At 46.0% G+C, this 12,437-nt stretch carries 13 protein-coding genes; 5 read left to right on the top strand and 8 right to left on the bottom strand.

Annotation, left to right across the window (positions count from 1 at the left end):
• Positions 1–78: 78 nt before the first annotated feature.
• From folA to rplU, 6 genes are all read right to left on the bottom strand, one after another.
• Positions 79–573, bottom strand: coding sequence for a type 3 dihydrofolate reductase (gene folA / locus EAE30_RS06870; protein WP_123015280.1), 495 nt, complete (start codon positions 571–573; stop codon positions 79–81).
• A 27-nt stretch (positions 574–600) separates the two neighbouring features.
• Entirely contained in the window at positions 601–1,068 is a 468-nt protein-coding gene (locus EAE30_RS06865) for a threonine/serine exporter family protein (RefSeq protein WP_390258878.1), read from the bottom strand.
• Positions 1,065–1,832 (bottom strand): threonine/serine exporter family protein, encoded by a 768-nt coding sequence (locus tag EAE30_RS06860; protein WP_123015278.1) that lies wholly within the window; start codon positions 1,830–1,832, stop codon positions 1,065–1,067. Before EAE30_RS06860 ends, EAE30_RS06865 begins: the two co-directional genes overlap by 4 nt.
• 129 nt (positions 1,833–1,961) lie before the next feature.
• A complete protein-coding gene (gene cgtA, locus EAE30_RS06855) occupies positions 1,962–3,131 on the bottom strand; it encodes an Obg family GTPase CgtA (protein ID WP_123015277.1) in 1,170 nt (389 codons plus the stop codon).
• A 211-nt stretch (positions 3,132–3,342) separates the two neighbouring features.
• On the bottom strand, positions 3,343–3,600 hold the full coding sequence (gene rpmA / locus EAE30_RS06850; protein WP_123015276.1) for a 50S ribosomal protein L27: 258 nt from the start codon (positions 3,598–3,600) through the stop codon (positions 3,343–3,345).
• Between the two features lie 20 nt (positions 3,601–3,620).
• The gene (gene rplU, locus EAE30_RS06845; RefSeq protein ID WP_123015275.1) at positions 3,621–3,932 is read right to left on the bottom strand and encodes a 50S ribosomal protein L21; all 312 of its coding nucleotides are present in this window, start codon (positions 3,930–3,932) and stop codon (positions 3,621–3,623) included.
• A 272-nt stretch (positions 3,933–4,204) separates the two neighbouring features.
• Between rplU and ispB the strand changes: the two genes are divergently transcribed.
• The gene (gene ispB / locus EAE30_RS06840; RefSeq protein WP_123015274.1) at positions 4,205–5,176 is read left to right on the top strand and encodes an octaprenyl diphosphate synthase; all 972 of its coding nucleotides are present in this window, start codon (positions 4,205–4,207) and stop codon (positions 5,174–5,176) included.
• 92 nt (positions 5,177–5,268) lie between these two features.
• Here ispB and mdh read toward each other — a convergent pair whose 3' ends face one another.
• Positions 5,269–6,207, bottom strand: a complete 939-nt coding sequence (gene mdh / locus EAE30_RS06835; protein WP_123015273.1) for a malate dehydrogenase — start codon at positions 6,205–6,207, stop codon at positions 5,269–5,271.
• Positions 6,208–6,541: 334 nt separating this feature from the next.
• Here mdh and argR point away from each other — a divergent pair, with 334 nt between their 5' ends.
• The 4 genes from argR (at position 6,542) to EAE30_RS06815 (ending at position 11,538) form a co-directional block, all read left to right on the top strand.
• Positions 6,542–7,012 carry a transcriptional regulator ArgR gene (gene argR / locus EAE30_RS06830; RefSeq protein ID WP_123015272.1) on the top strand — a complete coding sequence of 157 codons (471 nt, stop codon included), beginning with the start codon at positions 6,542–6,544 and terminating at the stop codon, positions 7,010–7,012.
• A 336-nt stretch (positions 7,013–7,348) separates the two neighbouring features.
• Complete coding sequence (locus tag EAE30_RS06825; protein WP_123015271.1) at positions 7,349–8,317, top strand: TAXI family TRAP transporter solute-binding subunit; 969 nt, start codon at positions 7,349–7,351, stop codon at positions 8,315–8,317.
• Between the two features lie 157 nt (positions 8,318–8,474).
• A complete protein-coding gene (locus EAE30_RS06820; protein ID WP_123015270.1) occupies positions 8,475–11,039 on the top strand; it encodes a TRAP transporter permease in 2,565 nt (854 codons plus the stop codon).
• Between the two features lie 61 nt (positions 11,040–11,100).
• Positions 11,101–11,538 (top strand): universal stress protein, encoded by a 438-nt coding sequence (locus EAE30_RS06815; RefSeq protein WP_123015269.1) that lies wholly within the window; start codon positions 11,101–11,103, stop codon positions 11,536–11,538.
• A gap of 70 nt (positions 11,539–11,608) precedes the next feature.
• Here EAE30_RS06815 and EAE30_RS06810 read toward each other — a convergent pair whose 3' ends face one another.
• Positions 11,609–12,385 (bottom strand): glycosyl hydrolase 2 galactose-binding domain-containing protein, encoded by a 777-nt coding sequence (locus tag EAE30_RS06810; protein WP_123015268.1) that lies wholly within the window; start codon positions 12,383–12,385, stop codon positions 11,609–11,611.
• Positions 12,386–12,437 lie beyond the last annotated feature (52 nt).

Genomic DNA, 12,437 nt, shown 5'->3' with positions numbered 1-12,437 from the left:
ACGCGCCAAAAGCACTCATCCACCGACAACATCAACAAAGCTTGGCCTTGCACCAAGCTTTGTTTTGATTGTTATTACCTAAGACGGCACCGTGCCGCGTTCTAAAATCACGAATTCCATATCATATTGGTTTTTGTCATCCGCAGCATACGGTTGACGATGCGTTTCTCGCCAGTCGCTCCCCCAATCCGGAAAATGCGTATCCCCGATGATATCCGCTTTAATTTCGGTAATATATAAGCGATTGGCACGAGGTAAGCACGCCGCATAAATACTCCCTCCACCAATGACCATCACTTCTTCATAGTCCGCCGCCAATGCCAGTGCTTCATCAATCGAGGTCACTGTCGACACCCCTTCAATCCTCAATTCACTATCACGGCTAATAACAATATTGGGTCGTCCCGGTAGTGGACGTCCAATTGAGTCATAGGTTTTACGCCCCATGATGATGGGTTTTCCTAAGGTGCACTGCTTAAACCAAGCGAAATCAGCGGGCAAATGCCAAGGCATTTGATTGTCCTGCCCTATCACTCGCCCATTGGCCATGGCGGCAATCATACTTATCAACATCGGAACTTCCTGAATCTGGGTGATCAATTAAATAATGGATTTACCGCGGTAGAATAACAGCCCCGGAACAGCAAGACCAATGGCTAAACCCACCAAGATGAACATCGCTTTCAAAAAGTTCTCCATAAGTGATTCCATTAATAACATAGAAAATCCGTCATGATTAATCTGCACTAAAGCAATCATCGCTTTATAGGCATACACCCCTGGCACCATCGGAATGACCCCAGCAACGGTAAAGACTTTGGGATGAGCTAAAAAACGCTTCGACCAATACACACCAATAAAACTGACGATACTCGCCGCGAAAAAGGTCGACCATTCAATCGGCCATCCATAATGCATCATCATATAACGAGAGCCATGGCCAACCGCTCCCAAAATGGCACAATAGCGCAGCGCATGAGACGGCACGTTAAAGACCAGTGCAAACCCAACAGCGGGAATCGAAGCAAAAAACATGTCATTGGCCAGTGCGAGAAGTATCTCCATCATACGACCCATCCCCAAACGCCAGTGACTCTCATCGCCGCAATGATCCCTAAGCAAATCGATAACGTGAGTAGACTGCCAAAGGCAAAGCGAGCAATGCCCATATTGACGTAGCCTTTCAGCATATCCGCGACCGAATTAATCAAGGGAAAACCGGGGACTAACATCAACACAGAAGAGGCCATGACAATATTGGGAGTGTTGCCTAAATCATAGCGCACGGCCTGAGTCGAAATAAGAGACGTCACAAAAGCGGTCGCCGCAAAGTTGAGCAAAGGATTGAAATGTCGAGCCGCCATTTCTTGGCGAAAAAACATGCCCACTGCGGAGGCGAGAAACGTCATAACGAAAACGATCCAGTCCCCTCCTGCGAGACGAGCAAAAGACGCACAAGACAAACCGATCATGACAATCACGATCCAACGGTTATAACGCTTTGGATCTAAATGATCCAATTTATGCTGGGCCATCGTATGATCTAAAATACGGTGCTCCATCATGATACAAATGCGTTGCACTTCCGTGACGATCTGCATATTCAATCCTTTATCCACACAACGCCGCGTCGTCGTAATGCAATGACCTTGATAAACCGTGGTGACGACTAAAGAGCTCGCAGACAAAGAAACTTCCACCTCACTCATGCCTGAGGCAAGACCAATCCTTTTCATAATATCACCGACTAAAGTGCTTTCTGCACCATGGGCCAGTAACATCCTTCCTGCTTGTGCAATTAAGCGAGATATCTCTCTCTGCTTTAACGACATAGTTTCTCTCTCAATAATGATGGCAACTAAGCATACACACGTGTGTGACGCATGATTCAATCTATGAGCATTATTTAGACATAAAAAAGCCGCAATGAGTATTGCGGCTTATCAAGAAAAATTGAGATATCACTCACGAACGTAGATAACGTGACCGTCATCTTCTTCATCGTCCCAGTCATCCCAATCATCTTCTGTCACAACATTATCGCCCTGCATGGCGGATTCATGATAGTCATCCCACATGAAGTCCACTTTAGACTCTTCTGTTGTCACGGTCTGCTCTTCACGCGGCACTGTCTCGATAAATTCGGCCAGTTGCATACACAGATCTTTCGTGCCATTACGGTTGATAGCAGAGATACGATAATAACGATCATCCCAACCTAACGCTTCAATAACGTTATTAATGATCTCATTCGCTTCTTCTTCAGGAAGAAGATCGACTTTATTGAACACCAACCAACGAGGCTTGTTCGCTAACTTTTCACTGTACTGCTCTAACTCAGCGATCACCGTCAGCGCGTTTTGCACAGGATCACTTTGATCCACTGGCATGATGTCGATCATATGTAACAGTACACGACAACGTTCTAGGTGCTTCAAGAAGCGAATACCCAGTCCAGCACCATCGGCAGCCCCTTCAATCAACCCAGGGATATCCGCCACGACAAAGCTTTTCTCGGGTAAGACACTGACGACTCCCAAGCTTGGTACTAATGTCGTAAAGGGATAATCGGCCACTTTCGGTTTCGCCGCTGATACAGAGCGAATAAAGGTCGATTTACCTGCATTTGGCAAACCAAGCATGCCCACATCCGCCAACAATAGTAGCTCTAGACGAAGTTCACGGACTTCCCCTTTAGTACCCATTGTTTTTTGACGTGGCGCACGGTTTACTGACGATTTAAATCGAGTGTTGCCCAGGCCATGCCAACCGCCTTTGGCAATCATAACGCGCTTACCGTGCTCGGCAACTTCACCCACAATTTCATTGGTGTGAATATCGATCGCACGTGTCCCAATCGGCACACGCAGTACTTTGTCATTACCACGCTTACCAGTACAGTTACCGCCACCGCCGTTTTTACCACGGTCGGCAGAATAAAAGCGCTGGAAATGGTAATCGATAAGGGTATTCAGGTTCTCATCCGCTTCGATATAAATATCGCCGCCGTCGCCGCCGTCGCCGCCATCAGGGCCGCCTTTGGCAACAAATTTTTCACGCCAAAAACTCACGATACCGTTACCGCCGTCTCCTGCTTGAACCTTTACTACCGCTTCATCAACGAATTTCATCTCTTACTCCGCATATTTGCGTTGCAATATCATTTACTGACAATGATATAAATAATAGCAGAACTAAGGTCACATGACCGCTGAATTCTACTTACCACATTCAGTATTATTGCGTCTTTCTTATTATTTATACCACGATCATTTATGATCGCTAGATAAATAAAAAACCCCACCTAACGGCAGGGCTTTTAAATTCAGTTAGAAACTAAACTTATTCAGAATCGATGCTAACGAATTTACGGTTCTTAGGACCTTTCACTTCAAATTTAACTTTACCGTCAGATAAAGCAAATAGAGTGTGGTCTTTACCGATACCAACGTTGCTACCAGCGTGGAAACGAGTACCACGTTGACGAACAATGATGTTACCTGCAAGAACAGATTCGCCACCGAAACGTTTAACACCTAGGCGTTTACTTTCAGAATCGCGACCGTTACGAGTAGAACCACCAGCTTTTTTGTGTGCCATTCTTAGACTCTCCTAATAACTTAAGCGTTGATGCCAGTGATTTTCACTTCTGTGAACCACTGACGGTGACCTTGTTGTTGACGAGAATGCTTACGACGACGGAACTTAACGACTTTAATTTTGTCGCCACGACCGTGTTGTACAACTTCTGCAGTCACTTTGCCACCCTCTAAAAGAGGTGCACCAACTTGTACATCTTCACCGTTAGCTACTAGAAGAACTTTATCAAATTCAACAGTTGCACCAGTTTCAACGTCTAATTTCTCTAAACGAAGGGTTTGACCTTCGCTTACACGGTGTTGTTTACCACCAGATTGGAAAACAGCGTACATATTTTACTCCGCTTTTTCCGCACAGCCGTATGCGTAATATTTTGGCATTTTGGGTGTGCGCTAAACTAATCATCAATAGGGCGCAGATTCTACTTGAATGGCATCCCTATGACAAGCCATATTTTAAAAAAATTGGCGAAAAGCTAATCGCCAAAGAAAAGTGACGAGATCATGCCTTTCTGACATATATTAATCAACGTTTTTTAGTGTATTATTCAATAATTACGAAGCACATACACGCTGTCACAGCTACAACTTCAGCCGGATTTACCATGGATTTTAAAGCTATCCAAGCGCTTACTGCCAATGATATGGCAAAAGTGAATGAAAACATTCAAGCGCAATTGAACTCAGATGTCTCTCTCATAAACCAGCTTGGTTTTTATATTGTGAGTGGCGGAGGCAAACGCCTGCGTCCATTACTTGCCATTTTATCGGCGAAAGCACTGGATTATCAGGGTGACAAACATACACTCGCTGCGGCGTTCATTGAATTTATCCACACGGCGACACTTTTACATGATGACGTGGTTGATGAGTCTGATATGCGCCGTGGTAAAGCGACGGCCAATGCCGCCTTTGGCAATGCCGCCAGCGTTCTGGTCGGAGATTATATTTACACCCGTTCATTCCAGATGATGACTCAACTGGGGTCATTAAAAATTTTGGAAGTGATGAGTAATGCCGTCAACGTCATCGCGGAAGGAGAAGTTCAGCAACTGATCAACTGTAATGATCCGGACACGACCGAAGCAAGCTACATGCAGGTTATTTATTCCAAGACGGCACGTCTATTTGAAGCGGCCACGCAAATTGGTGCGCTGTTGGTGGAGGCACCAGAGCCTATCGAAACCGCTTTGAAAGATTACGGACGTTACCTTGGGACCGCTTTCCAGCTGATCGATGATGTGATGGATTATTCATCCAACGGTGAAGAAATGGGCAAGAACGTTGGCGATGACTTGGCTGAGGGCAAACCCACATTGCCGTTACTTCATGCCATGCGCCATGCGGATCCAGAACAAGCACAATTGATCCGCGATGCGATCGAACATGCCAATGGTATGGATCATCTTGATGAGATTCTTGCGGCAATGGATCAAGCCGGATCGTTGACTTACACGTCACAGAAAGCACAAGAAGAAGCGAACAAAGCCATTGAGGCGATCGCGATTCTACCTGACAGTGACTATAAACAGGCCTTAATTACACTGGCCCATATGTCGGTAAATCGCACCAAGTAGGCGTACGTCAGGCCATCGATATTCATGAAAAAAGCCGAGGCATAGGCTCGGCTTCATCATGTAATAGCCTGAGATACAGGCAGTATGGTGGGTTAGTCGTGGATAAAATCGACCCCAGCTTGAATATCGCTGCGTAATATTTCTAGCATCCCATCAAGCGCGTTTTGCTCGTATGCGCTCAGGATCCCGTAATCCAGAACCGTTTCAATCCCCTGCTTCCCTAACTTCAAGGGCTGAGCAAAAAATGTCGCATGAGGGCTACCACTGTCGACATACGCGTATTCAATGACCCCCTCTTTACCTTGTAAGGCATCCACCAGCGATAAAGCAAAACGACAGGCCGCCTGCCCCATTGATAACGTCGCAGAGCCAGCGCCAGCCTTTGCCTCCACCACTTCTGTTCCCGCATTTTGGATACGACGAGTCAGGGCATCGATCTCCTCTTCCGAAAACCCAATGTCGTTCACTTGCGAGAGCAGAGGAAGAATCGTGACACCAGAATGTCCCCCAATAACCGGAACACGCACATCACGAGGATCTTTGTCTTTCAAATCGGCGACAAAGGTCTCCGCTCGAATCACATCCAGAGTCGTCACGCCAAACAGCTTAGTTTTGTCATAGACGCCCGCTTTTTTCATCACTTCAGCAAAAATTGCCACCGTGGTATTTACTGGATTCGTAATAACGCCGACACACGCAGTGGGACAACATTGTGCAACCTTTTCGGCAATCGATTTAACGATCCCAGCATTGACGTTGAATAAGTCGGAGCGATCCATGCCTGGTTTACGTGCAACCCCAGCCGAAATTAAAACCACATCTGCGTCTTGCAACGCTGGAGAGGGATCTTCACCAGAATAACCTTTAATTGAAACAGGCGTAGGAATATGACTTAAATCAGCAGCCACTCCTGGGGTCACAGGTGCAATATCATACAATGCCAAATGGGAATCGGCAGGTAATCGATTTTTTAGTAGTAAGGCTAACGCTTGGCCAATACCACCGGCAGCACCAATAACGGCAACTTTCATGCAATTTCTCCTCAAGACCCTAAGGTCTGCTCAGGCTAGATTCATAAGCTTTGATATACGTCTTTCGATAATGGTCATTTAATATACAACGCAATTACAGTCTATTACCGGACCATTTGCAAAATTGCGCCACTGAGGTTCTGACGTGCTTCACAAAGGGGAGGTGATTATGAAGCGAATATGAGAAATCACCAATAAAACTCGCATTAATAATGTCATTTTTTACAGTTAAAGAGAGCGATCCTCGCACATTTGATGAAGAAGTTGGCGAATTATGCATAGCTATGCGAGAATATGCAGCATCCTTTCCTTTACTAACTGAATTAAGTGACACATGAGAAATACAGATAAACAAGATAGCCTCGTTCGTGCTTTTAAAGCCCTATTGAAAGAAGAGCGCTTTGGCTCGCAAGGCGATATTGTTGAAGCTCTCAAAAATGAAGGGTTCGATAATATCAACCAATCTAAAGTATCACGTATGCTCACCAAATTTGGGGCCGTGCGTACTCGTAATGCAAAAATGGAAATGGTGTATTGTTTACCCGCAGAACTAGGGGTTCCTACGGTATCCAGCTCATTAAGAGAGTTAGTACTGGATGTGGATCATAACCCTGCCCTCGTGGTCATTCACACAGGACCAGGCGCGGCTCAACTCATCGCACGTTTGTTGGATTCACTGGGGAAATCGGAAGGCATTCTTGGCGTGGTTGCAGGCGATGATACCATTTTCATAACTCCAACCGCCGATGTACCGACACAACAACTGTTCGAATCAGTCTGCGAGTTGTTCGAATACGCAGGCTAAAAATCTTCGTTATAGCGCACGGTTATGATGTTCTATCTCATACACAGATGTAAATGTGTGTGAGGTAGATCACATTATAAAGAAAACGCATATCGCGCATACATTATAAATAAGCCCATGATTTATAATTTAATTTTCTCTAATTTACACAATATTTACGAATCTTTATTTTATCTTCAGTAATACAATCACCACCTCCCCCGCATTTTTCTACTCAATTTTTGTTATGATCACTACAATTCCATGCACTTTGCTATGGATATCTTTAGCTCCAACGATGGGGCTGTTTGGTTACCTCAATCAAGCAACGAGAGTGAAAACAAAGGAAAGGAACTCATGAAGTTAAGTAAACTATTTCAAGTTGGTGTGATCGCCACAGCTACTTTTGGTGTTGGTTCGGTCAGTGCACAAGAATTCATTACTATTGGTACGGGTTCTGTGACGGGTGTCTACTACCCTACAGGTGGGGCGATCTGTAAGTTAGTGAACAAAGATCGTAAAAATCACGACATTCGTTGTTCGGTTGAATCCACCGGTGGTTCGATTTACAACGTAAACACCATCCGAGCGGGGGAATTGGATTTCGGTATTGTGCAATCTGATTGGCAATATCATGGCTATAATGGTACCAGCCAATTTAAACAGCAAGGTCCCTACAAAAAACTGCGCGCCATGTTCTCTTTGCATACTGAACCGTTTAACATTATTGCGCGTGCAGACTCCGGCATCAATAATGTCAAAGACTTAGCAGGCAAACGTGTCAATATTGGTAACCCTGGTTCAGGTGACCGTGCGACGATGCAAGTCGTGATGAATGCGTTTGGTTGGACAAAAGACAGCTTTACTCTTGCCTCTGAACTGAAAGGTTCTGAGCGTTCACAAGCACTGTGTGATAACAAAATCGACGCCTTTATCTACATGGTCGGTCATCCAAATGGTTCAATCAAAGAAGCGACCACTTCGTGTGATGCGAAACTGGTTCCTGCCACTGGACCACAAATCGATAAAATCGTTAAAGATCACCCTTACTACACTTACACGAATGTGCCTGCTGGCATGTATCGTGGCACAGACAAAGACGTGAAAAGCTTTGGTGTAGCAGCGACCATGGTGACCAGTACGGATGTGTCAGATGACGTCGCTTACAATGTCGCAAAAGCTGTATTTGAGAATTTCTCAACATTTAAGCGTCTGCACCCAGCCTTTGCTCACTTGAAGAAAGAAGATATGGTGACCGATGGTATCTCCATTCCTCTTCATCCTGGTGCAGTAAAATACTATAAAGAAGTCGGTTTACTTAAATAACAACCGTCCTCACTAATTCGTTACGATTTTGGGCAGGAAGTATGTCTTCCTGCCACTTTTACTAGCACCGCTTCCTTGTGTGCTAGCTTCTGTTTTCAGACCTAGAAAACAATGTTCATTCCAAATATTCAATCGTATTAATAATAAGGAAAAGTACATGTCGCAGACTCAGACTTCGTCTCCTGACGTGCAAGAGATGGTTGCGCAAACCGATACGGGTGCGCGTAATCCTGGCGGACTCTCCGGCAGAATTCTCTGGTTTGTTCCGCTGTGTTGGTCACTGTTCCAACTGTGGTATGCCTCGCCGCTGCCTTTCATTTTTAACTTTGGTGTATTGAACGATACTGAAGCGCGTTCGATTCACTTAATGTTTGCTATTTTCTTAGCATTTACAGCCTATCCTGCTTTTAAAGGCTCTCCGCGGGATCATATCCCCGCCATTGATTGGCTTTTATCTCTGTTAGGTGGATTTTCCGCAGCCTACATCTATCTATTTTATGAAGCGCTTGCCAACCGTTCTGGCGCACCAACGACGCTCGATATTGTCGTTGCCGTTATAGGCATGGTATTGCTCTTAGAAGCGACCCGCCGTGCCCTTGGACCGCCATTAATGGCAGTCGCTGGCGTTTTCCTATTGTACACCTTTGCTGGCCCCTACATGCCAGATGTGATTGCCCATAAAGGGGCGAGCTTAAACAAAGCCATGTCTCATTTGTGGCTCACTACTGAAGGGGTATTTGGGGTAGCACTGGGAGTGTCGACCTCTTTCGTTTTCTTATTTGTGCTCTTTGGTGCCATGCTAGAACGTGCTGGCGCTGGGGCTTACTTCATCCGTGTCGCCTTTTCACTGTTAGGCCACATGCGAGGCGGACCTGCAAAAGCCGCCGTCGTCGCTTCCGGCTTATCCGGGCTGGTATCCGGCTCTTCGATTGCTAACGTTGTCACGACGGGTACCTTCACTATTCCACTGATGAAAAAAGTCGGCTTTCCTGCGCAAAAAGCGGGGGCTGTTGAAGTAGCGGCATCAACCAATGGGCAGCTAACACCTCCCATCATGGGTGCGGCGGCATTTTTAATGGTCGAATACGTGGGAATTTCTTACGTAGAAGTCATTAAAGCAGCGATTTTACCGGCTCTGATCTCTTACATCGCACTACTGTATATTGTTCATTTAGAAGCCTGTAAGGCAGGAATGGTGGGTCTACCTCGCCGTAAAGCTAAGACAGCGTTACAAGGATTTACCTCTTTCCTAACCACATTGCTTGGTCTGTGTGTATTAAGCGTTGCCGTATACTACGGTGTGGGTTGGACCAAACAAGCCTTTGGCGACGCCGCGACGCCTATCATGTCGGGTGCGTTACTGATCGCCTATGTCTTCCTTGTGAAAGTGTCAGCCAAATACCAAGAACACGCACAAGAACTCACTGAAGACATGACGGAAGTTCCTGAAACAGGTCCGACGGTAAAATCGGGACTGCACTTCTTGCTACCGATTGTTGTCTTAGTTTGGTGTTTAACGGTTGAGCGTTTCTCACCCGGTTTATCGGCATTCTGGGCGACGGTCTTTATGATTTTTATCATTTTGACACAACGTCCGTTAATGGCTCACTTTCAGCAAAACAATGCGACAACCCAAGCCTTTAAAACTGGGGTTCAAGACTTGTTAGACAGTCTCGTGTCTGGCGCTCGTAATATGATTGGTATCGGGGTAGCGACAGCCGCAGCTGGTACGGTTGTAGGCGTGGTCACGCTCACGGGAATCGGTTTGGTCATGACTGACTTCGTCGAGTTTATCTCAGGCGGTAGCGTCATCTTAATGCTGCTCTTTACCGCCGTGATCAGTTTGGTGTTAGGCATGGGGCTCCCCACCACCGCGAACTATATTGTCGTGTCCACACTGATGGCGCCCGTTATTGTTACTTTGGGCGCCCAGCATGGATTGATCATTCCACTGATCGCGGTGCACTTATTTGTATTTTACTTTGGTATTCTTGCAGATGACACGCCCCCTGTGGGCTTAGCGGCTTTTGCGGCGGCGGCCATTGCAAAATCGGATCCGATCAAAACCGGGATACAAGGCTTTACCTACGATATTCGTACCGCGATACTGCCCTTCATGTTTGTCTTCAATACCAACTTGTTATTGATTGGTGTCGATACATGGTGGCATCTTGGGTTAACGATCTTTTCCGCCGTTACCGCTATGTTACTGTTTTCCGCGGCAACACAAGGTTTTTGGTTTACCAAGACCAAATGGTGGGAAACGGTCTTGCTGCTTGCTTTAACCTTTACATTCTTCCGCCCCGGTTTTTGGTGGGACATGGTTTACCCTGCAACTCAGACGGTCCCTGGCACGCAACTTGAGCAAGTCGTCGCTAAGGCTCCTGTCGGGCAACCCATCAAGATGCTCGTCTCTGGCGATACGCTCGATGGTGACCACGTTTCCAAAGTGGTGACATTACCGTTTGAAGAGGATGCCAAAACCGCTCAGGCTCGTATCGACTCAATGGGATTAATGCTGAGTCCACAACCCAATGAAATGAAAGTCGATATGGTCACGTTTGGTAGTCCTGCTGAAAAAGCCGGCATCGATTTTGATTGGGAGATCCAAAAGCTGATTGTTGAGAATGAACGTCCTCTTAAAGAGTGGGTGTTCATCCCCGCGCTATTGATTACGCTTTTATTAGCGTGGAATCAAAGAAGACGCGCGAAGAAACAATGATAATACTAATGCCTGACCCCGGTCAGGCATTCTTTTAGGTGTGTAATACAGAGAGAAGTCTATGTACAACAACATTCTTGTTCCAGTTGATCTTAATGAAAAAGGATTTTGCGATAAAGCCGTTGCACAAGCGGTGTGGCTGGCGAAACAAAGCGCAAGCCAAGTGCACCTCCTCACCGTCGTTCCTGGCATTCACCTCTCTATGGTGGCGTCTTATTTCCCCAAAGAAGCCGCCCATAAAATGAAAGTTGAAACCAGTGAACGCTTACAAAGCTTTGCCAAGCAGCATATCGATGACGATATTGCATACCACACGTATGTGGCGGAAGGCCGACCTTACACGACAATCATCGACTATGCCGAGCAGCACGGTATCGATCTGATTGTCATGCCAAGCCATAAACGTTCAACACTGAATCGTGTCGTGCTAGGTTCCGTCGCCAGCAAAGTGGTCGAGCACTCACCGGTCCATGTACTGGTATTAAAACCCACCGCATAAAGGCTCGGCTCGGGCTTTACAAATCACGGCGCTTTCCGGTCACCGCAATGGTGGCCGGAAAGATGTGGTATTACTGGAACCTTGATGAACTCTCATCGCGAGGAGAAAAGCGCACGGGGGTGACTCTCGATTGGCCATCCACGTCCACATATACGTGATACTCTAAAGTGGCATCATCAGGCGAATAATAATGCGGTGCATCCACCTGAAAAATACTTTGTGCCTGTGTTGCACGCATATCTAACGGAACTTGATAGGCCATCCCATTAAACTTAATCGTCGCCGAAATGAGATCTGCTTTTAGCACCTCATAATTCATCGTAACACGTAGCTCACACAAATTATCATAGTGCCACACCTGCTCAACCGTCACCTGCTGTAAACGTACATGCTGAATAAGGTCAATTTTTGGTACTTGCCAAATGCCTATCGCAGCCTGAGCTGGAGCTGATGAAGGGAGCTGACTTGCTTCTCCGAATAAATCCTCTTCTTCCTGCACAAACAGAATCTCAATGCGATTTTTGCCTTGATGGATACAATGCGTGATCTCTTTATGATATTGCAACTGGCTGCGATCACAATCAAACACTGCCACCCCATTGACTCGGATTTGTGCATCATACTCAATCCCTGCAATGACCAAATCATAAGCCATGGTGTTTTGGAAAAGAGCCTCATTAATTTCAAAGTCGTGCATGAGATGCCATTCTTGATTAACAATGGCGCTGTTCGACAGCCTATCAGGCAAAGCATCACTGAGTGGAGCGGGTAAGGTCAAATCACGTTGAGGAAGAGAACGATCCGTTAGAGGAGATAATTGCCAAGGTTCATCCAAGATTAGCTGCATAAATTACTATCATTGAGAATTAGTGCATTCTTTATATCGAACCCAAAATAAA

The sequence above is a fragment of the Vibrio zhugei genome, assembly GCF_003716875.1.
GTDB lineage: Bacteria > Pseudomonadota > Gammaproteobacteria > Enterobacterales > Vibrionaceae > Vibrio > Vibrio zhugei.
Note: the sequence above shows the minus strand (reverse complement) of the source record. Positions and strands in the feature narration are given on the sequence as shown.

Excerpts from the sequence above, each read along its gene's own strand:
- folA (WP_123015280.1), bottom strand. The coding sequence starts at position 573 with ATGTTGATAAGTATGATTGCCGCCATGGCCAATGGGCGAGTGATAGGG.
- EAE30_RS06865 (WP_390258878.1), bottom strand. The coding sequence starts at position 1,068 with ATGATGGAGATACTTCTCGCACTGGCCAATGACATGTTTTTTGCTTCG.
- EAE30_RS06860 (WP_123015278.1), bottom strand. The coding sequence starts at position 1,832 with ATGTCGTTAAAGCAGAGAGAGATATCTCGCTTAATTGCACAAGCAGGA.
- cgtA (WP_123015277.1), bottom strand. The coding sequence starts at position 3,131 with ATGAAATTCGTTGATGAAGCGGTAGTAAAGGTTCAAGCAGGAGACGGC.
- rpmA (WP_123015276.1), bottom strand. The coding sequence starts at position 3,600 with ATGGCACACAAAAAAGCTGGTGGTTCTACTCGTAACGGTCGCGATTCT.
- rplU (WP_123015275.1), bottom strand. The coding sequence starts at position 3,932 with ATGTACGCTGTTTTCCAATCTGGTGGTAAACAACACCGTGTAAGCGAA.
- ispB (WP_123015274.1), top strand. The coding sequence starts at position 4,205 with ATGGATTTTAAAGCTATCCAAGCGCTTACTGCCAATGATATGGCAAAA.
- mdh (WP_123015273.1), bottom strand. The coding sequence starts at position 6,207 with ATGAAAGTTGCCGTTATTGGTGCTGCCGGTGGTATTGGCCAAGCGTTA.
- argR (WP_123015272.1), top strand. The coding sequence starts at position 6,542 with ATGAGAAATACAGATAAACAAGATAGCCTCGTTCGTGCTTTTAAAGCC.
- EAE30_RS06825 (WP_123015271.1), top strand. The coding sequence starts at position 7,349 with ATGAAGTTAAGTAAACTATTTCAAGTTGGTGTGATCGCCACAGCTACT.
- EAE30_RS06820 (WP_123015270.1), top strand. The coding sequence starts at position 8,475 with ATGTCGCAGACTCAGACTTCGTCTCCTGACGTGCAAGAGATGGTTGCG.
- EAE30_RS06815 (WP_123015269.1), top strand. The coding sequence starts at position 11,101 with ATGTACAACAACATTCTTGTTCCAGTTGATCTTAATGAAAAAGGATTT.
- EAE30_RS06810 (WP_123015268.1), bottom strand. The coding sequence starts at position 12,385 with ATGCAGCTAATCTTGGATGAACCTTGGCAATTATCTCCTCTAACGGAT.